The sequence below is a fragment of the Aquitalea pelogenes genome, from assembly GCF_041914625.1.
In the GTDB taxonomy this organism is placed as follows: Bacteria; Pseudomonadota; Gammaproteobacteria; order Burkholderiales; family Chromobacteriaceae; genus Aquitalea; species Aquitalea pelogenes.
The window spans coordinates 105,496-124,924 of sequence record NZ_JAYSDA010000004.1; the positions used below are offsets into that span (position 1 = coordinate 105,496).

Consider the following 19,429-nt stretch of genomic DNA (forward strand, 5'->3'; position numbering starts at 1 on the left):
ACACCGGGGCCGCAAGGCCGGGCGCACAGGCCAGCCAGGCGGCAATCCGGCATCAGGCCTTGAGCGCGGCTTCCAGCTTGGCCAGCGCTTCGGCGAAGATTTCGTCTTCGATGGTGAGCGGGAACAGGAAACGCAGCACATTGCCGTACACCCCGCAGGTCAGCAGGATCAGGCCGGATTCCAGCGCCTTGGTCTGTACCTTTTTGGTGAATTCGGCATCTGGCTGGTGCGTGCCCGGCTGGTTGAATTCAACAGCCACCATGGCACCAAGGCCACGCACGTCGGCAATCTGCGGAATGTCCTTTTTCAGGCTGTGCAGCTTTTCCTTCAGCAAATCGCCCAGCTTGTTGGAACGCTCCAGCAGGTTTTCTTCGCGGATGACATCAATCACCGCACTGGCCGCAGCCAGGCCCAGCGGGCTGCCGGCATAGGTGCCGCCCAGCGCGCCGGGAGCCGACACATCCATCAGCTCGGCCTTGCCCACCAGCGCGGACAGCGGGAAGCCACCGGCCAGCGACTTGGCCATGGTGGTGAGGTCAGGGGCAACCGGGTAGTGCTCCATGGCAAACAGCTTGCCGGTACGGGCAAAGCCGGCCTGCACTTCGTCGGCAATCAGCACGATGCCGTGGGTATCACACAGCTGGCGCAGTGCCACCACCCACTCTGTCGGTGCGATATTGAAACCACCCTCGCCCTGTACCGGCTCGAAGATGATGGCGGCTACGCGCTTGGCTTCGATATCGAACTTGAACAGCTTTTCGATGCTGGCCAGCGAATCCTCAACCGACACACCGTGCATGGCATTCGGATAAGCGGCGTGGTAGATCTCGCCTACGAACGGGCCAAAACCGATCTTGTACGGGGCCACCTTGCCGGTCAGCGCCATGCCCAGCATGGTGCGGCCGTGGAAGGCACCGCCAAAGGCAATCACACCCGGACGGCCAGTGGCAGCGCGGGCCACCTTGATGGCGTTCTCGACTGCTTCTGCGCCGGTGCTGAAGAAGGCGGTTTTCTTGGCGAAATTGCCCGGTGTCAGCTGGTTCAGCTTTTCAGCCACGCTGACATAGGATTCGTAGGGAATGATGGAATACGAGGTATGGCTGAAGCGGTTCAGTTGCTCGGCCACGGCGGCCTGCACCCTGGCATGCAGATGGCCGGTATTCAGTACGCCGATACCACCGGCGAAGTCGATATAACGGTTGCCTTCCACATCCCATACTTCGGCGTTCTTGGCCTTGTCGGCAAAGAACGTACACATGACGCCCACGCCACGCGGTGTTGCATCCGCCTTGCGCTGCATCAGGTCCTTGTTGCTCATGCTGTTTCTCCTGTCATTGACAAAACGAGTGGCAATTTTTTAAACAGTCGATACCTGTCTACAGTATCCAAAGCTGTCAAATCCTTGTATCAACTGGATTTTCCATTGCATCTCGGCGCACCAATTCTAATCACGCGTTTAACAAAACGCCACAATGAATATTATTTTAAACACGCAAAAGTGGCAGGCAGTCACCGGTGATGACAGGGCAAGCCATTGAATAAAAAATGAAATTTCTGATTGAGAGTGATGAAAAAAATGCGTTGTTTTTGACAAAAAAACATCAATTTCAGCCAGATACAGGCATTGGCAGGCTCTTTCTGGAAACTGTCTCTATCTGAAGTTAAATGCCAATAGCAAGCTGAGTCACAGCATGAATTCACCCATCCACAGCAGGAGGCATAACAGACATGCGCACAGGAAGCAGCCCTGCCAGTCAGCCGGAACAAATGCTGTCAAAACGCAAAATCAAGGTGCTGACAATGCGTAGAAAGACGTGCAACTAAAGTCGAATGGGAAGTCAGGCCAACGCGCTATAGGCTGCAGCCGTGACCTAGCGGTCATGCAATGCACGTTGTTTTTGCCTGCAGTCAGGGCCGGTCCAGCCAAGAGACCTGCCTGTCAATCAAGGAGATAACACAGTGACCACCACGACTTTCTTTATTCCTGCTGTCAACGTCATGGGTGCCGGTTGCCTGAAAGACGCCATTCAATCCATCCAGGCTTATGGCTTTCGCCATGCGCTGATCGTCACCGACAAGGTGCTGGATGAAATCGGCGTCGCAGGCCGTATCAGGGATTTGCTGGCCGAGCGGGATATCCAGGCCACCATTTTTGCCGGGGCCAAGCCCAACCCGACCATTGGCAATGTCGAAGCCGGCCTTGCCGTGCTGCAGGAAAAGAAATGTGACTTTGTCATCTCGCTGGGCGGCGGCTCGCCGCATGACTGCGCCAAGGGCATTGCGCTGGTGGCCACCAATGGCGGCAAGATTGCCGATTACGAAGGGGTGGACCGCTCGAATAAACCGCAGCTGCCTCTGGTGGCCATCAATACCACCGCAGGTACGGCCAGCGAGATGACCCGTTTTTGCATCATCACCGACGAAGCACGCCACGTGAAAATGGCCATTGTCGACCGCAACGTCACCCCCATCCTGTCAGTCAATGACCCGGACCTGATGATTGCCAAACCCAAAGGCCTGACCGCAGCCACCGGCATGGATGCCCTCACCCACGCCATCGAGGCTTATGTTTCCACCGCCGCCACACCCATCACCGATGCCTGCGCGCTCAAGGCGGTATCGCTGATCTCCCAGTACCTGCGCACCGCAGTGGAAAACGGCAAGAACCTGGAAGCGCGTGAACAGATGGCCTATGCCGAGTTTCTGGCCGGCATGGCGTTCAACAATGCGTCCTTGGGCTATGTCCATGCCATGGCACACCAGCTGGGTGGGGTGTACGACCTGCCGCATGGCGTCTGCAATGCCCTGCTGCTGCCGCATGTGGAGGCGTTCAATGTGCAGACATCGGCCGCCCGTCTGTCTGACGTCGCAGCCGCCATGGGTGTCAACACCAATGGACTCACGGCAGAAGCCGGCGCCAAGGCCTGCCTGGTGGCCATCCGCAAGCTGGCCGCTGACATCGGCATCCCGGCCTCGCTGAGTGAACTGGGGGTCAAGCGGGAGGACATTCCGCTGCTGGCACGTAACGCCCTCAAAGATGCCTGCGGCCTGACCAATCCGCGTCAGGCAAGCCAGGCAGAAATCGAGAGCATTTTCGAAGGGGCGATGTAAGCCCCTGCCGGGCTGGCCGGGGTAAACACTCCCGGCCATATAAAAAACCGCCAATCTTTACGGACTGGCGGTTTTGCTTTGTAGCACGCGGCGTCTGCTGATAGCGCCAATAACAAGGCTGTTTACTGATGACAGCTACCGGTGTTGGTCTGGCTGCAATACAGGATATTGCCGTCCTGATCGACCGAAATGGTTTCCGTGCCGGCCTGCGACATGCCGTTCACTGGCGTGGCCACCAGTGAGAAGGTATCCGCCGTGGTACCGCTGGCGGCAATATTGTAGAGCGTGGTGCCGTTGCTGGGCGCGGTGGTCAAAGGCAGGGTGGCCGAGGCGTAAGTACCCTTCTCCGCATACCAGCGCGACATGTAATGGGCATTCTCCACCAGATTGGCCTTGGCGGCCGCCTGGTTACCCTTGATGACATGCTGGGTGTAGGACGGATAGGCAATGGCAGCCAGTATGCCGACAATCGCCACCACGATAACCAGTTCGATCAAGGTAAAACCCTGCTGTTTGTTCATAGCCACCTCAGAAAATTTCACGCCAGCCAATACGCCGTCCCACCGACGTGGCTTTGGGAATCAGCTTGCCCGCCGCCACATTGCCGTTGCTGCCCCCCGTCCCGCCCACGTAGAAAGTGAGTACTTCATTGGTATTGGTGGAGGACGGATAAGGATAGCTACCCAGCTGGCCGCCATCGGTTGAAGTGTAGTCCCCCAGATTCACCGTGGTAACGGTAAAGGCGATGGACAGCGCCGATGGAATGCCGATGTTGTAATTGATGCCGGACGGAATATTGGTTTTTTTATCAGTAAAACTCACCGTATCACCATCAGGCGAAGTGGTGCTGGTATTGATCTTGCCATCGCCATTCAGGTCGAAAGCAGGTGTCGACGGCGCACCGCCGGTCATCAAGTCCAGCGCCATCACCCAACCGCTTTGCTGGTTCACATTACTGCACACCAGGGCGCTGCCTTTCAGCACCTGGGTGGTGAAGTACAGCTTGCCCAATGCCACCACCGGCTGGTAGATCATGCGCTCGCCATTTGTGCTGTTCATATTGAACACCCAGCCAGCGCGATTACCACTTGGCCCCACTGACAAACCACCGGTAGTGGCGGCATCGCTAATGGTGGTGGTTTCGCGAAACACCACACTGCTACCTACCTTGCCGGAAGCAGTGGAGGTTGTGGAACCGTCAATGGAGGCGGTGCCACTCAGGGTAGCCACTTCACCATCGGTAATAAAAGTGGAGCTGCTGTAAGTCAGATTGGTCTTGGTCTGGTCGTCGTAAATGCCGTACAGCGATTGCGGATACACCGTGGTGCGGTCGTTATAGCTGGTGTTTTCGTACATCATGCGGCCGGTACCGACGTATACCATGTAGCCCCCCCCCGGAATGGCATAAATGGCCGGCGCTGCCACGATGGGCTGATTGGCCTGAGCGGTAAAGAAATTGCTGACCGACGTCGTCTGATCACTGCTGGTTTGCAATTTGAAACGCCAGACATTACCGGACTGATCACCCGCATAAACATAATCCGCCACCTTGTCGCCATCCACATCCAGTACCGCAGGGGATGACAGGCCATTGCTGGCGGTACCGGTATTAATCTCGTACAGCATGGCACCGGTTTTCAGGTCAATCACCATCAGGGTGGTGGCTTTATTGGTGGAGTCATAGCCATTGCCGGTAATCATCGCCCATTTCTTTTTCCCGCCATAATAGACTTGGGCAATCACCGGCTTGGCAAAGGTATAACCCAGATTGGTAAAGCCGGAATCTGTCGGTACATGGTCCCACAACACATTGCCGGCACCGAATACACTGCCACCAGTCAATAGCGAAGGATTGGCCACGGTATTGCTGATATCCAGCGCAAACAGCCCCTGGCCGCCCTGCGCCATGCCGCCGGTCAGCACCGAGGTGGTCGAGGTAGAAAACTGGTTATCCCCGCCACTGACATTGTTGAAGGTCAGGTTGCCATTGACAAAATACAGGTGGGGTTGGGCACCGCCATAGGTCGTGGAACCGAGCAAGGCCAGATTGGCCGCCGTAACGGCACGCGGAATATAGGAAAAAACTTCGGTGTAATTGCTGGTGGTGCGGCCAAACACATGCAGCATGCCGTCATTGGCTCCCACCGCGAAACCGGCAGTTGCAGTAGTGCCGAATGGGGTAGGCGTGGAGTCGATGATGTCACCCAGGGTAGACGGGGTGGACTTGTCACCGCTACGGCTACGCCAGCCAGACGGCGAGCCACCGGAAAGATAGCTGTTCAGGTTGCTGTCACTGGAAACGCTGGTGTACAGCGCACCACTGGCACTGGCCCCGGTGCTGGTAAAAATATTGGCCAGTCGTGTTGCACTGGAAGAATTGAACAGCACCGGAATGGGTGAAGTCAGATTGGCAAGCCCCGTCGTGCTACTGACACTGTAGGCATGCAACTGGCCAGACCAGTCACCCGAATAAAACGTTGCCTGAATCGCTTCGGAGGGGTTGGTAGGCTTGCTGGCCACCACCGGCACGTTGGTGGCTGTAGTAGACGAAATACTGTTCAACACCGATTTTAGCGAGTTGGTCAGCGAGGCTTCATCACTGGCATTGAAGCTTTGCCCACCACCTGCCGTAGCGGTGGCCGCCAATACCTTTTGACCATCATCCGTCGCAGGCAAACCAAAACCAATAGTGTAAGTCACCACCGGTTGTGCAGTAGCTGCACTATAGGTATTCCCTTCGGTATCCTTTGTCACGCCATTGGGCACAATACCGTTCTGATAATAAAAGCCAGCATAACGGATAAGGGTCGGATCTACACTGGCAGATACTGTCGGCATCGTAACACCGACCGGGGTATAACTATTCAACGCTACGGATGTTCCGGATTTATTCTTTTCGGTAGCATTGACTACCTCATCATTGGGATAGCCGTCCGATATAAAAATAACAAAATTTTTTTGGCAAACATATTTGATGGGCGAAGCATTGGTATAGTCCTGTGGCGTTTGATAGCTGGGCATGCCATTCCAACCAGGCCGCCCGGCAAATGAGCGCATGATATTATAAAATGCCCCAGCACTTGGCGTACCCAGATAATCAGTCAAACCACTACCATTGATATTATTCACAAAATCAGTAAGCTGAGAACTGGACGTAGATAGCGTGGGATCGCTCCATCCATTTATTTTCAGGCTGGTTCGCAAGGGCACATAACCCAGATACCAACGGCCATTATAATAATAATCATATGGCCCATAATTAAAATGAAACAAGCCCCAATAAGCCATATCCCAATTATTATTCAACAAATTGGTCAATACTTTACGGGCAATGGTAATCTTGGATGGGTTGGAAGTGGTGACGGAACTACCATTGGGAGCATCATTCATACTCCCCGAATCATCCACCATCAGTGCAATATTGGGCCGTACGGTTTTCTGATTCAGATAGAGCGGCACAGCCGGATACGGATTTGCAGCAAAAACCGTGGCAGAAAACAGTGCAAGCACAGCTGCCGTGCAAACAGTAACAGAACGGGACATGGGCAACTGCCTCAGGAAACGACGTAATAGCTTTGCAAGGTAACCTGGGTATTGGGATTGCGGCCCCAGGCACGAGAAGTAATGCGATATAGCGATGCACCCGAAGTACCGGTCACCGCATCGGTGTAATTGCTGTCCAGCAATTCAATGGTATAGCGCGGCTTTTGCAGGGTCTCGCCGGTAATGGTGCAGGTGCTGCACTGCAACGAGTTGCCATAGGTGCCAGTAAACACATTGCTGCGCTCCCAGGCATTGGTCCCACCAGCCGACTGGCTGGGCAGGCAAAGACCGCCCGTGCAGGCTGCCACAAAGGAATTGGCTGCCGGCTTGTTGGTGGCCACATAGCTCTCACCAGCTTTCAGCCCCAGTTCGGCCAGCTGGAATGCCAGCGTGCGGTCGTTCTGGTTGCTGGCAATCTTCTGTTCGGTCAGCAGGGGGTGTGCTCCATACACCACCAGCAGGGCAATCACTGCCAGCAGGATGAGCGACACGATCAGGCTGGCCCCGCGCTGGACATGGGGCAGCCGGGAATTCAGCTGGCGCGATAGCATTGCTTCCCCCGGATGGCGGCAGTGGTCTGGTAAGTCTGGGTCAGGTAGCCAAAGCTGTTGCCGCTGGCCAGCGGTACCTGGTTCTGGCTGCGTACCGTCATGGTGATACGTACCGATGACACATTGCGCCAGTTGCCCACCGACGCGCGGCTGCGGTAAGTCACCAGGCAATTGGTGCTATCGGTAATTTCGCCGTATTCGTATTGCAGGTTGGTGACATTGCTGATCAGTTCGTTCGGCCCTAGCAAGGTACCGCCCTGCCCCAGCTCGGTCATCACCAGCGCCCCGCTGCTGTTGACGAAATAGGCACGGGATACCAGGTCCATGATGTCGGCACCGGAAGTCACACTGCCCACATTCACCGACACCCCGGCCGAAGCCAGACCTGCAGTGGTTTTCTTCAGCAGGATTTTCTGGCAGGTGCTGGCTACCCAGTACTGCTGCCCGACGGTATAGGTTCGCTGGTTATTGCTGTTGGCCGAAAACGTGGCCACTCCGCCAGAGGCAATCGCGGTCGCCTGTGCGGTTCCCCGGCCATACTGCACGGCCAGTACATCAGTGCCTGACGAGGCCGTCTGTCCGTTAAGCCAGTTGCTGGCTGTGCCGGAAGCATAGGCCGCGAATGGCAGGTAGCTGCCGCCACTGGTAATGAAGGTTTGATACACCGCAGGCGAACTCACCGCACTGGTATCCACCGTCACCGCCTGTGAAGCTGCCGTATTGTTGGCATCCAGCGTGGCGCAGCCATAGCTGCCGGCCATACGCAAATCGCGCGAAATCTGCAGCAGGGCAATGCGTGCATCCTGCTGCATGCTGATACGCTGGCTGACCACATTGAACGTGCGCTTGCTGTTGACATAAACCGCTACTACTGCACCCAGCACGATCATGCCGAGGGTAAGCGACACCATCAGCTCGATCAAGGTAAAGCCGCGCATCCGTTTCATGGATTTACTCATGGTTCAAACTGCAAGACATAGCCATATACCCGGGTCGTGGCACTGGCTGCCGACGAATTGGCGCTATTGTTGCCCAGGGCGGTATTGGCGGTTTTTTCCATGGCGGCCTTCCAGGCCACCCGTATCATCAGCTTGCTGCCACCGGTGCAACCACCCAGTTTGCTATCGTTGAAATTGATGGTGGAGGAAGCATTGCTGTCCCGACAGATAATGGCCCGCACATTGTTCTGGCTGCTGTCGGAGAATGCCGTGGCCAGGTTGTTCTTGAACTGGTACAGGTCGTAGGCGGCCATCTGTGCATTGGTGCATTGCGAGCCGGTCGCCGCATTGCACAGGGTGGACGGGACGGTGGTGTGGTCGCTGTAACTGGTTTCGACGTAGTTGGTCCAGTCTTCTGTCACGCTACCGCTGGCATTGATGCTGGCATAGGAATTGGCACGCATGGCATCGGCCACTTCGGCAGCCAGCATGGCGGCTACGCCTTGCTGCTCCGCCTCGCGCACGGTCTTGAGGGTACGGCCCTGCATGCCGGCCAGCGCCAGCATGCCGATACCGACAATCAGAATGGACATCAGCACTTCCAGCATGGTAAAGCCGGTCATTTTCTTCATGAGCAGGCTCCGCAACTGCTGTCGGTACTGCTATCACACGCCTTGCTGCGGCCGGAACCACTCACCAGAATGACGCGGCACAGATTATTGCTGGTGTCTTGCAACAACAGCTTGCGGCTATTGCCATCCAGCAAGCGGCCATCACTGCCAAAGGCCAACTGGTTGACGCTGGCCACCGGCGCGGTGGACATCACCAGATTGATGGCCGATGCATTGTTCATTTCGCCGTAGAAGGAAAAGCTCTTGATGGCTTCACCACTGTCATAGCTACCCATGGTGCCGGTGCTGATATTGTCGGCGTACACCAACTGCCCATAACCCCAGTTGTACTTGCTACTGGTTTGCGAGCTGAGGCAGCCGCTGATGCTCATGCTATTGGTATTGAGATTGGCCGAGCAGATGTAGACTGGCTGATTGCGACGCACGGCTTCGGTGCGGGCATAGTTGAAACCCGCCACGATGCGGTTGGCTTCGGTGGTGATCTTGTTATTGGCTACCAGGGTACGGAACTGGGGGACGGCAACAGCCATCATGATGGCGCCAACACCAACCGTCACCATCATCTCGACCAGAGTAAAACCCAGTCGTCGCTGGCGGGACGCTACTGTTTTTCCTGCTGGGAATTGGGGCATGGTGGTATGCATGGGCAAGTGGCGTGACGATGCACAGCCAGCGTACATCCCATTATCAATGCAATTGATCAATGTTACGCATTCTACATAGATAAAGACTATTTACAAGAATTTTCCTAAGGCAATCAAAGATGCATCTGTATTTTATATTTAACGGTCTGATTAATATTTGATAGATGACAATTCCAAGCATCGCAAATCAATAGAAAAACCCTTTAATTCTTACTGAATTATTCACATCCTGTTATCAAACCAAGTTCCTAGCCGCATGCGGCTTATTCTGTCATGCCTGCAATACAGTTCTTCCGTACAGGCCTGCCAGTCATCAGACCAGATAATTACAGCCCGCCCTCCTCTTGCATGGGCCAATCGGTACAACGCCCATCTTCCGTCGGAGCCATGACCAGGCCGCGTCAAAGATAGTCGCCACCCAAGCTGTAACCATATGCAGCGTATCAAGTTGCCATACCGCAGGATTTCAGCTTGCAGCAGACAGTAGGCCCACAAAAAACTTGCAAACTAGACGACTGGTCTAGTACTATCTCCCCATGTCACGTCCCAGCCAGTTTTCCGATACCCGCGAACACCTGCTTGCCACCGGTGAGTCCATCATCCTGGGCAAGGGTTTTTCTGCCGTAGGCCTGGCCGAAATCCTCGGCTGTGCCGGTGTGCCCAAAGGTTCGTTCTACCACTACTTCCGTTCCAAGGAAGGTTTCGGGGTGGAAATGCTGCGGCGTTACTTTGAACATTACGATGCGCGCCTGCTGGAAGCGCTGGACCCAAACCAGGGCGATGCACGCAGCTGCTTGCTGCGTTATTTCTCCGGCTGGCTGGACCGCCACCAGCAATGCGAAGAAGGCAATCAGAGCTGTCTGGCCATCAAGCTGGCGGCAGAAGTATCCGACCTGTCCGAACCGATGCGTGAAGCCTTGGCCGAAGGCATGGGCCGAGTAATTGTCCGCCTGGCCGACTGTATCCGCCGCGGCCAGCAGGAAGGCAGCTTGTGTACCCGGCTGTCAGCCGAAGACACCGCAGGCAGCCTGTACAGCCTGTGGGTGGGCTCCGCCCTGCTGTTCAAGGTGCAGCACACCCAGCAGCCCATGCTGCAGGCTCAGGCACTGACCGACGCCATGCTCAAGCCCGGTGACTGTCAGGCAGGCTGACGCAGCAACACGGATTTATCCTACCCGCCCCTGCGGCGGGTATTTTTGACACATCAACTAGACGACCGGTCTATTTATTTTCACCCACACGGGAGAATGCTTCATGAACAGCACACTGGAACTGATGCAGCAACATCGCAGTATTCGCAGCTATCAGGACAAGCCCATCCCCGCCGAGGTACTGGATGCGGTGCTGGACGCTGCCTGGAAAGGCCCCACTTCCATCAATGGCCAGCAGGTGTCCTTGGTGGTGGTGCAGGACGCAGCCCGCCGCCAGCAAATTGCCGCTCTCGCCGGAGGCCAGCCGTGGATTGCCCAGGCGCCGGTATTTGTCACCCTGGTGGTGGATTTCTACAAGACCCGCCTTGGCGTGGAAGCTGCCGGTGCCGAACAGGTGATTCAGGACAGCGTGGAAGGCTTTGCCGTCGGCGCCGTGGATGCCGGCATTGCGCTGGGCAACCTGATGACCGCCGCCCGCGCTGCCGGCCTGGGTGTGGTGCCGATTGGCGGCATTCGCCGCAATCCGCAAGCCATGATCGAGCTGCTGCAGTTGCCGGAATACACCTTCCCGATTGCTGGCGTGGTCATCGGCTATACCGATCAGGACAGCAGCATCAAGCCGCGCCTGCCGCGCGAGAGCTTTGTCCATCACGAGCACTACCAGGCTGCACAACTGCCGGAACAAATCCGCCAGTACGACCAGACACTGGCTAGCTACTGGCAGCAGATTGGCCGTCCGGATGGCCTGCCGTGGAGCGCCAATACCGCACAGTACTACCAGAACGTGTATTTCCCCGAAGTCGCCCCCGTCGCCCGCAAGCAGGGCTTTGGATTTGACCGTTGATCAACTTGTCTTTGCCTACAGGAAGAAGCTGAAATGAGTCTGGATAAACTGTTTACCCCGCTGCAAGTGGGTGCCGTCACCCTGAACAACCGCGTGGCCATGGCCCCGCTCACCCGCCTGCGCAATACCGAACCGGGCGATGTGCCCACCGATCTGTCGGTGCAGTACTACACCCAGCGCGCCAGCGCCGGGCTGATCATCGCCGAGGGCACCCACATCTCCCCTACCGCCAAGGGCTATGCCGGTGCGCCGGGCATCTATAGCGAAGAACAGGTTGCCGCCTGGAGCAAGGTAAACGCCTCGGTACATGCCGCTGGCGGCAAGACCGCGCTGCAGCTGTGGCATACCGGCCGCATCTCGCACCGCTCCTTGCAGCCGGATGGCGAAGCACCGGTAGCACCGTCCGCCATCCGCGCCGAGAGCAACACCAATGTGCGCCAGCCGGATGGCAGCCTGGCCCGCGTGCCCTGCGATGAGCCGCGCGCACTGGAAATTTCCGAACTGGCCGACATTCTGGAAGACTACCGCCGCGCCACCGACAACGCGCGCCGCGCCGGTTTCGATCTGGTGGAAATCCACGGTGCCCACGGTTATCTGCTGGACCAGTTCCTGTCGCCGGAAGCCAATGTGCGTACCGACGCCTACGGTGGCAGCGTGGAAAACCGCGCCCGCTTCCTGCTGGAAGTGGTGGATGCCGTGGTGGCTGAATGGGATGCCGAACACGTGGGCATCCGCATTTCGCCGCTGGGTGTGTTCAATGGTGTGTCCAATGTCGAGCAGCAAGACATCGCGCTGTACGTGATCGAACAGCTGGCCAAGCGCAAGCTGGCTTTCCTGCACATATCCGAGCCGGACTGGGCCGGTGGCCCGGCGCTGAGCGAAGCCTTCCGCCAGGAAATCCGCAAACGCTATCCGGGCGTGATCATCGCTGCCGGTGGCTATAGCGCGGAAAAAGCGGAAAAGCTGATTGGCGAGGGCTATATCGATGCAGTGGCCTTTGGCCGCAGCTATATCGCGAACCCGGACCTGGTGGAACGCCTGCAAGCCGGTGCCGCGCTGAACGCCCCGGATGCCTCCACCTTCTACGGTGGCGATGCCAAGGGCTACACCGACTACCCGACGCTGTAAGCCTGACTGAACACTGACAACAAGCGTCCGGGCTGGCCTACGCCGCCCGGACCACCCCATACGAGAAGGCACACCATGAAAAAAGTCCTGTTTGTCCTCACCAGCCACGACACCCTGGGCAATACCGGCCACAAAACCGGTTTCTGGATCGAAGAATTCGCCGCACCCTATTACGCGCTGGCCGACAAGGGGGTAGCCATCACCCTGGCCTCGCCCAAGGGTGGCCAGCCGCCGATCGACCCCAAGAGCGCCGACCCGGCCTTCAGCACCCCGGCCACCGAACGCTTCAATCAGGATGCTGCCCTGCAAGCCGTACTGGCCAATACCGTAGCCCTGGACAGCGTAAAAGCCGATGATTTTGACGCCGTGTTCTACCCCGGCGGCCATGGCCCGCTGTGGGACCTGGTCGATAACAGCGCATCCATTGCACTAATCGAAGCCTTTGTTGCCGCCAGCAAGCCGGTGGCTGCCGTCTGCCATGCCTCGGCCGTGCTGGTGAATGCGCGTGATGCCGCGGGCCAGCCACTGGTGGCCGGGCGCAAGGTCACCGGTTTTTCCAATACGGAAGAAGATGCCGTACAGCTGACCGACATCGTGCCGCTGCTGGTGGAAGACGCGCTGCAAGCCAAGGGTGGCATTTATGAAAAAGGCCCGGACTGGGGCGTATTCGTGCGAGAAGACGGCCTGCTGATTACCGGCCAGAACCCGGCCTCGTCCGAACTGGTGGCAGACAAGCTGCTGGCCCGGCTGAACGGCTGATTCTGAATCAGAGGGCGGACAGGCAGCGCAGCACCGCAGGTTCCAGCGTAAAGCGGGCCGGTGCCTGCCCTACCAGTTCGCCATCCACCTCCAGCGGGCAGTTCTGCCCCTCCACCAGCAGGCTGCGCACACTCAGATAACGCACCCGCTCGTCCAGCACCGGCTGCGCCTTGCGCAAGCTGGGCAGATGCCGCAAAAAGTCCAGCCCGCCACCGCGCTTGATCATTACCACTTCCAGCAGGCCATCATCCAGCCGTGCCAGTGGCGCAATGCCCAGCCCGCTGCCGAAATAACGGCCATTGGCCACACACAGGCTGAGAAAATCACCGCTGATGACTTCGCCATCACCCAGTGTCAGTTGCATGCGGCGCGGCCGGTAACGCAGCAAGGTCAGCAGGATGGACAGATAGAACGCCACACTGGCCGGCAGCCAGCCGGGCAGACGGCGCACCTGCTGGACAATGGCCGAGCTGATACCCAGCGAGGCGATATTGCCAAACCAGATTACCCGCTCACCGTCAGTACCTGGCAGGCTGAGCCGCCCCAGGTCGATACGGCGCACCCGCTGGCTGGCAATCAGCTGTTCCAGTTGCTCCAGTGAATCGCTCACCCCCAGCGAACGGACAAAATCATTACCGGTGCCAAACGGTAGCGCCCCCACCGCCACCCGCTCACGCGCGGCAGCATCCGCCCGCATCACGCCATTGATCACCTCGTGGATGGTGCCATCTCCCCCCACGGCAATCAGGTAATCACAGCCCTGCCGGACGGCTTGCAGCGCCATGTCTTCGGCACTCACCGCCGAGGTAGTGATGTGGATATCCACCTGGTAATGTGCAGCAAAACGTTGCAACAGGCGGTCGGGCAGGCTGCGCGGACAACGCAGGCCATGCAGGATGAAAACCAGCCGGGTCTGAGCCATAACGAGACTATTGGAAATTAACTGTTGGATTATCAGACAGAACATCGGCTTTTGACACCAGAATGACTTGCTCTGCCAGCACTGCCACCCGCACAGCTGTCAGTAAAATCAATGCACTAATCGCGGTGGGCAACTGGCTGGCCGCACGGTTTTCTGATAAATTACGCGGTTTTGCTGCGCCGCATTCTGGCTGCCAGTACCTGCCGGGTGAGACCGATCCCGCGTGCGTACTGCCACCGCAACCGCACCTTGCAGCGCAAGGCCGGGCAAGCTGCGCCAGCACCACTGCCTCGACTGTTTATCGATGGATCACGCCATGACACCGAATACCACCAAGACCGCGGAAAAAGCACTGGTCGTGCTGTCCGGCGGCCAGGACTCCACCACCTGCCTGTACTGGGCGCTGCAGAAGTTCGGCGCAGCCAATGTGGAAGCCGTCACCTTTGACTACGGCCAGCGCCACCGCGTGGAGCTGGACTGCGCGCGCAAGATTGCCGCCATGGCTGGCGTGCGCCAGACCGTACTACCCATCGACACCTTCGCCGCCATCGGTGGCAATGCGCTGACCGATGACAGCATTACGCCGGAGGAAGGCAGCCGCGACGACGACGCCCTGCCCAACACCTTCGTGCCCGGCCGCAACCTGATTTTCCTCACTTTTGCCGCTGCCTTCGGTTACACCCGCGGTGCCCGTCACATCGTCACCGGGGTGGCACAGACCGACTACTCCGGCTACCCGGACTGCCGCGAGAACACCCTGCAGGCACTGCAACTGGCGGTGCGCCTGGGCATGGACAGCCGTGTCGAGCTGCATACCCCGCTGATGTATCTGAGCAAGGCCGAAACCGTCACCCTGGCGCAGCAAGTAGGCGCCATGGAAGCACTGGCCTGGAGCCACACCTGCTACAACAGCGCGGTGCCGCCTTGCGGTCATTGTGCTTCCTGCGAGCTGCGCGCCAAGGGCTTTGCCGAGGCTGGCGTGGCCGACCCGCTGATCGAACGCTGCAGCAAGGAGGCATGACATGCATGCATCCTGCCTGCTGGCCGGTGGCCGCTTTGAAGCCGCCCGCCGTGTTGCCGGTGACGAACACCGCCTGAACGGCCTGCACGGTCACAGCTTCCGCGTGCTGGCTCGTGCCGATGTCACCCACATCGAACAGGCCGAACTGCACACCGCGCTGGCCCAGGTTCTGGCCCCGCTTGACTATGCCGACCTCAACCAGCAACTGCCACAATGTGACGACCTGAGCCTGGCCCGGCACATCAAGGACGCGCTGAACTGCCCTGCTGCCCTGCTGCTGCAAAGCGCACCGGAACGCGGCGTGATGCTGGAAAACGGCACGGCGCTGCACTGGATTGCCGCCAGCTTCGAGGCCGCCCACCACCTGCCCCACGTACCGGCTGGTCACAAATGCGGCCGCCTGCATGGCCACGGTTTTGGCGTGCGCATCGTGGCCGATGCCCGCCAGCACAGCCAGGCCCAGCTGGAAGCCGCCTGGGCACCGTTGTTCCTGCGACTGAATCACCGCTACCTCAATGACATCGCCGGGCTGGAAAATCCTACCAGTGAAGTGATTGCCGCCTGGCTGTACCACGCGCTGCAAGACGCAGGCCTGACAGGCCTGGCCTGGGTGGAAGTCCGCGAAACCCATACTGCGGGCAGCCAGTTCGATGGCAAGCGCTTCCGCATCTGGAAAGAACAGCGCTTTGAAAGCGCAGTACCGTTCGACAGCAATGGCAACTACACCGGCCACAGCTATCTGGTACGGCTGATGCTCACCGGCAGCCTGGACCGCACCATGGGCTGGCTGCTGGACTTTGGCGATGTCAAAGACCGCTTCAAGCCCATCTACCGGCAGCTGGACCACAACCCGCTGGAGAAGCTGGCTGGCGTGCGTGACGGCCACAGCCAGTCGGTGGCCGAATGGGTGCATGCCCATCTGTCGCCGCTGGTACCGGAGCTGGCACGCATCGACCTGATGGAAAACGACCATCAGGGGGTGTCGCTGCTGTTCCATGACGATATGCGCTGGCCGCTGCTGCAAGGGGAATGAAGATGTACACGGTAAAGGAAATCTTCTACACCCTGCAGGGTGAAGGCCGACAAGCTGGCCGCGCCGCCGTGTTTTGCCGTTTTAGCGGCTGTAATTTGTGGTCTGGCCGCGAGGAAGACCGCAGCAAGGCGGTATGCCAGTTCTGCGATACCGACTTTGTCGGCACCGGCCCGGATGGCGGCAAGTTTGCCACCGCCGCCGAACTGGCCGCCCGCATTGCCAGCGAATGGCCGGCAGGCAGTGGCGGCACACCTTATGTGGTGTGTACCGGTGGTGAGCCGCTGTTGCAGCTGGATGCCGCGCTGATTGAGGCCCTGCACGCCGAAGGCTTTGAAATCGCAGTGGAAACCAATGGCACCATCGCCGCCCCGGCAGGTATTGACTGGATCTGCGTCAGCCCCAAGGCCGGCGCACCGCTGCTGCAAACCAGCGGGAATGAATTGAAGCTGGTTTACCCGCAAGCCACCCAGTTGCCGGAAACCGTCGCCCATTTGCAGTTTGACACCTTCTACCTGCAACCAATGGATGGCCCGGAGCTGGCCGCCAACACCCGCGCCGCCATTGCCTACTGCATGGCACACCCGCGCTGGCGGCTATCGGTGCAGACACACAAGGTGGTCAACATCCGTTAAACCGTCGGGCGCACAGTCGCCCGATTTTTTTTGCCTGATCGTGTAAGAAACCCTCCATGATGCCGACAGATGCTGCAGAGACGGTCACGCAGCAGGCCGGCAGAAAAGCATTTAACTTATTGCAACAGCAGCCAATGGCAGCGAAATGCAAATAATTTCAAAATATTTTCTGCCAGTGTGTAAGAAAGCCCCCGCCCGTGCGACTGACTCCTGAAACCCGGCACTTGCCGCTTACCCCCGACAGGAGATTGACATGAACGCTTCCAAGACTCTGCTTGCTTCCGCCATGGGCGCTGTTGTTACCCTGGCTGCTCTGGCTGCGGCCCCCGCCCAGGCCGCAGAACAGGAAAAATGCTATGGCGTGGCCATGGCCGGCATGAACGACTGTGCCTCCGCCACCGGCGCACACGGCTGCAAAGGCCAGGCCATGGTGGACAAGGACCCGGGTGACTGGAAGCTGGTTGCCAAGGGCAGCTGCCAGCAAATGGGTGGCAATACCATGGCACCAATGAAACAATAAGCAGTCTATTGCTAACCATGCACACGCCAGGTAGCCCGCCGGGCTACCCTGCCCAGCACATACAGCTCACCATAAAACCCGTTTGAACCTACCCCAAAGGAGAACCACCATGAATGCTTCCAAAGCCCTGCTCGCTTCCGCCCTGGGTGCCGTTGTCGCCATGGGCGCCCTTAGCGCCACCCCGGCTGCCGCCGCAGAAAAAGAAAAATGTTTCGGCATTGCCCAGGCTGGCAAGAACGACTGCGCCTCCGGCGCCCACTCCTGCGCAGGTCAGGCCACCAAGGACAAGGACCCCGGTGACTGGAAATACGTCGCCAAGGGCAGCTGCGAAAAAATGGGCGGCAAACTGGGCAAGTAAGCCCGGCCACGCTTCTCTTAACCTTGATCACTGAAGCCAGACCATGACCCACTCCACCCTCCCTGCCGTTGCCGGCATCGGCCTGCGCGCCCCCCACTATCGCCAGGTGCTGGACACCCTGCCGCCACTGGGCTGGGTGGAGGTTCATAGTGAAAACTTCTTTGATGGCGGCATGCCGCTGGCCATGTTGCAGCGGGTGGCGGAACACTATCCGCTGTCGCTGCACGGCGTGGGCCTGGGGCTGGGTTCGCTGGTGCGCCCGGACGGAGAACATCTGGCTGCGCTCAAGCGATTGGTGGATGCCATCCAGCCAGCGGCGGTATCGGAACACCTGTCTTTCAACCACAGTGCGCAGCGTTATGTGAACGACCTGCTGCCCATTCCTTACACCAGCGCAGCGCTGGAGGTGATTGCCAGCCATGTGGGGGAAACCCAGGACGCGCTGGGCCGGCCCGTCTTGCTGGAAAACCTGTCCAGCTATGTGGAATACCCCGGCAACGAAATGAACGAAGGCGAGTTTCTGGCCGAGCTGGTAAAGCGCACCGGTTGCGGCCTGCTGCTGGACGTCAACAATCTCTACGTCAATGGCATCAATCTGGGAACCGACGTGCAGGCCGTGCTGGCCGCCCTGCCCGCTGCTGCCATTGGCGAAATCCATCTGGCAGGCTATAGCGAACGCGACGGCATGCTGGTGGATACCCACAGCCAGCCGGTACACCCCGGCGTATGGCAGCTGTATGGCCAGGTCATCAAGCAGTTGGGCCCACGCCCGACGCTGATCGAGTGGGATCTGGACATTCCGCCACTGGACACGCTGCAAGCCGAAGCCGCCAAGGCCGACACCATCCTGCAAGGAGCGCGTCATGACGCCTGAAGCACGCTGGCAGGCCGAGCTGCTGGAACTGATTGCCCGGCAAGAGCAGCAGCCGGATGACACACTGGGCTTGAATGCGGCCGGGCTGGCGGTTTACCGCAACAACTACCGGCTGGGCCTGATGGACACCTTGAAAATGATCTACCCGGTATGCGGGCAAATCGTCGGCGAGGAATTCTTCACCGGGCTGGCACGCGAATACAGCAAACGCCATGCCTCGCACAGCGGCAACCTGCACAGCTATGGCGCAGCATTCGGTGATTTCCTGCAAGGTTTTCCACCAGCGCAAACCCTGCCTTATCTGGCCGATGTCGCCCGGCTGGAATGGGCGGTGCATCGCAGCTATTACGCCATCGACCAGCAGCCACTGGCCGCGACGGCGCTGGCGGATGTCCATCCGGATCAATTCGGCCAGCTGCGCTTTACCCTGAGCGAGAGCAGCCGCGCACTGTCATCGCCCTGGCCAGTGGTTGCCATCTGGCAAGGACACCAGCCCGGCCAGACGCTGAATGTAGACCTTGAGTCCGGTGGCGAACAGGCACTGGTCAGCCGCCACGCAGGCAAGGTCCGCGTGCAAGCCCAAACCGCAGGCATGGCTGCACTATTGCTGGCTCTGCAACAGGGCTTGCTGCTGGAAGAAGCAGCCGGACGGGCCTTGTCGGCAGAAGCCGGTTTCGACCTGCAAGCCGGGCTGGCCCACCTGTTTGCCGACGGCCTGCTCAGCCACTACCAACTGTAAACCAAGGCTTGTTCACCATCCGCCTGCCT

At 58.7% G+C, this 19,429-nt stretch carries 20 protein-coding genes; 12 read left to right on the plus strand and 8 right to left on the minus strand.

The genetic code is table 11. From position 1 onward, the window contains the following. Window positions 1-52: 52 nt before the first annotated feature. The gene (gene gabT / locus ACE3SE_RS04955) at window positions 53-1,318 is read right to left on the minus strand and encodes a 4-aminobutyrate--2-oxoglutarate transaminase (RefSeq protein ID WP_374554114.1); all 1,266 of its coding nucleotides are present in this window, start codon (window positions 1,316-1,318) and stop codon (window positions 53-55) included. Between the two features lie 641 nt (window positions 1,319-1,959). Between gabT and yiaY the strand changes: the two genes are divergently transcribed. Continuing rightward, window positions 1,960-3,111 carry an L-threonine dehydrogenase gene (gene yiaY / locus ACE3SE_RS04960; RefSeq protein WP_374554115.1) on the plus strand — a complete coding sequence of 384 codons (1,152 nt, stop codon included), beginning with the start codon at window positions 1,960-1,962 and terminating at the stop codon, window positions 3,109-3,111. 122 nt (window positions 3,112-3,233) lie between these two features. Here the strand turns inward: yiaY and ACE3SE_RS04965 are convergent, their stop codons facing one another. Genes ACE3SE_RS04965 through ACE3SE_RS04990 form a run of 6 tightly spaced genes read right to left on the minus strand, consistent with a single transcriptional unit; the run spans window position 3,234 to window position 9,407 of the window. After that, window positions 3,234-3,632: a type IV pilin protein gene (locus ACE3SE_RS04965; RefSeq protein ID WP_374554116.1), complete on the minus strand. Its 399-nt coding sequence runs from the start codon at window positions 3,630-3,632 to the stop codon at window positions 3,234-3,236. A gap of 7 nt (window positions 3,633-3,639) precedes the next feature. Beyond that, window positions 3,640-6,654, minus strand: a complete 3,015-nt coding sequence (locus ACE3SE_RS04970) for a pilus assembly protein (protein WP_374554117.1) — start codon at window positions 6,652-6,654, stop codon at window positions 3,640-3,642. Window positions 6,655-6,665: 11 nt separating this feature from the next. Then, on the minus strand, window positions 6,666-7,205 hold the full coding sequence (locus ACE3SE_RS04975; RefSeq protein ID WP_374554118.1) for a pilus assembly PilX family protein: 540 nt from the start codon (window positions 7,203-7,205) through the stop codon (window positions 6,666-6,668). Further along, window positions 7,187-8,152 carry a PilW family protein gene (locus ACE3SE_RS04980; protein WP_374554119.1) on the minus strand — a complete coding sequence of 322 codons (966 nt, stop codon included), beginning with the start codon at window positions 8,150-8,152 and terminating at the stop codon, window positions 7,187-7,189. Before ACE3SE_RS04980 ends, ACE3SE_RS04975 begins: the two co-directional genes overlap by 19 nt. 8 nt (window positions 8,153-8,160) lie before the next feature. Beyond that, entirely contained in the window at window positions 8,161-8,775 is a 615-nt protein-coding gene (pilV, locus tag ACE3SE_RS04985) for a type IV pilus modification protein PilV (protein ID WP_374554120.1), read from the minus strand. Then, complete coding sequence (locus ACE3SE_RS04990) at window positions 8,772-9,407, minus strand: GspH/FimT family pseudopilin (RefSeq protein WP_374554121.1); 636 nt, start codon at window positions 9,405-9,407, stop codon at window positions 8,772-8,774. Before ACE3SE_RS04990 ends, pilV begins: the two co-directional genes overlap by 4 nt. Window positions 9,408-9,955: 548 nt before the next feature. Between ACE3SE_RS04990 and ACE3SE_RS04995 the strand changes: the two genes are divergently transcribed. From ACE3SE_RS04995 to ACE3SE_RS05010, 4 genes are all read left to right on the plus strand, one after another. Then, on the plus strand, window positions 9,956-10,570 hold the full coding sequence (locus ACE3SE_RS04995; protein WP_131358392.1) for a TetR/AcrR family transcriptional regulator: 615 nt from the start codon (window positions 9,956-9,958) through the stop codon (window positions 10,568-10,570). 103 nt (window positions 10,571-10,673) lie between these two features. After that, window positions 10,674-11,414: an NADPH-dependent oxidoreductase gene (locus ACE3SE_RS05000; protein WP_062787598.1), complete on the plus strand. Its 741-nt coding sequence runs from the start codon at window positions 10,674-10,676 to the stop codon at window positions 11,412-11,414. A gap of 33 nt (window positions 11,415-11,447) precedes the next feature. Then, the gene (nemA, locus tag ACE3SE_RS05005) at window positions 11,448-12,542 is read left to right on the plus strand and encodes an N-ethylmaleimide reductase (protein ID WP_374554122.1); all 1,095 of its coding nucleotides are present in this window, start codon (window positions 11,448-11,450) and stop codon (window positions 12,540-12,542) included. 75 nt (window positions 12,543-12,617) lie between these two features. After that, a complete protein-coding gene (locus ACE3SE_RS05010; RefSeq protein WP_374554123.1) occupies window positions 12,618-13,301 on the plus strand; it encodes a type 1 glutamine amidotransferase domain-containing protein in 684 nt (227 codons plus the stop codon). Between the two features lie 7 nt (window positions 13,302-13,308). Here the strand turns inward: ACE3SE_RS05010 and ACE3SE_RS05015 are convergent, their stop codons facing one another. Further along, on the minus strand, window positions 13,309-14,223 hold the full coding sequence (locus ACE3SE_RS05015) for a diacylglycerol/lipid kinase family protein (protein WP_374554124.1): 915 nt from the start codon (window positions 14,221-14,223) through the stop codon (window positions 13,309-13,311). Between the two features lie 316 nt (window positions 14,224-14,539). Here ACE3SE_RS05015 and queC point away from each other — a divergent pair, with 316 nt between their 5' ends. The 7 genes from queC to ACE3SE_RS05055 all read left to right on the plus strand — a co-directional run bounded on the left by queC (window position 14,540) and on the right by ACE3SE_RS05055 (window position 19,400). Next, window positions 14,540-15,244 (plus strand): 7-cyano-7-deazaguanine synthase QueC, encoded by a 705-nt coding sequence (gene queC, locus ACE3SE_RS05020; RefSeq protein WP_374554125.1) that lies wholly within the window; start codon window positions 14,540-14,542, stop codon window positions 15,242-15,244. Between the two features lies 1 nt (window position 15,245). Next, entirely contained in the window at window positions 15,246-16,277 is a 1,032-nt protein-coding gene (locus ACE3SE_RS21250; protein ID WP_445290646.1) for a 6-pyruvoyl trahydropterin synthase family protein, read from the plus strand. Window positions 16,278-16,279: 2 nt separating this feature from the next. Continuing rightward, on the plus strand, window positions 16,280-16,909 hold the full coding sequence (gene queE, locus ACE3SE_RS05035; RefSeq protein ID WP_045847526.1) for a 7-carboxy-7-deazaguanine synthase: 630 nt from the start codon (window positions 16,280-16,282) through the stop codon (window positions 16,907-16,909). Between the two features lie 253 nt (window positions 16,910-17,162). Further along, window positions 17,163-17,429 carry a BufA1 family periplasmic bufferin-type metallophore gene (locus tag ACE3SE_RS05040; protein WP_045847493.1) on the plus strand — a complete coding sequence of 89 codons (267 nt, stop codon included), beginning with the start codon at window positions 17,163-17,165 and terminating at the stop codon, window positions 17,427-17,429. A 109-nt stretch (window positions 17,430-17,538) separates the two neighbouring features. Further along, on the plus strand, window positions 17,539-17,787 hold the full coding sequence (locus ACE3SE_RS05045; protein ID WP_045847494.1) for a BufA1 family periplasmic bufferin-type metallophore: 249 nt from the start codon (window positions 17,539-17,541) through the stop codon (window positions 17,785-17,787). A gap of 43 nt (window positions 17,788-17,830) precedes the next feature. Further along, window positions 17,831-18,661 carry an MNIO family bufferin maturase gene (bufB, locus tag ACE3SE_RS05050; RefSeq protein ID WP_374554126.1) on the plus strand — a complete coding sequence of 277 codons (831 nt, stop codon included), beginning with the start codon at window positions 17,831-17,833 and terminating at the stop codon, window positions 18,659-18,661. Beyond that, window positions 18,651-19,400, plus strand: coding sequence for an HvfC/BufC family peptide modification chaperone (locus tag ACE3SE_RS05055; RefSeq protein WP_374554127.1), 750 nt, complete (start codon window positions 18,651-18,653; stop codon window positions 19,398-19,400). The genes bufB and ACE3SE_RS05055 overlap by 11 nt, the downstream gene beginning before the upstream one ends. Window positions 19,401-19,429: the final 29 nt, after the last annotated feature.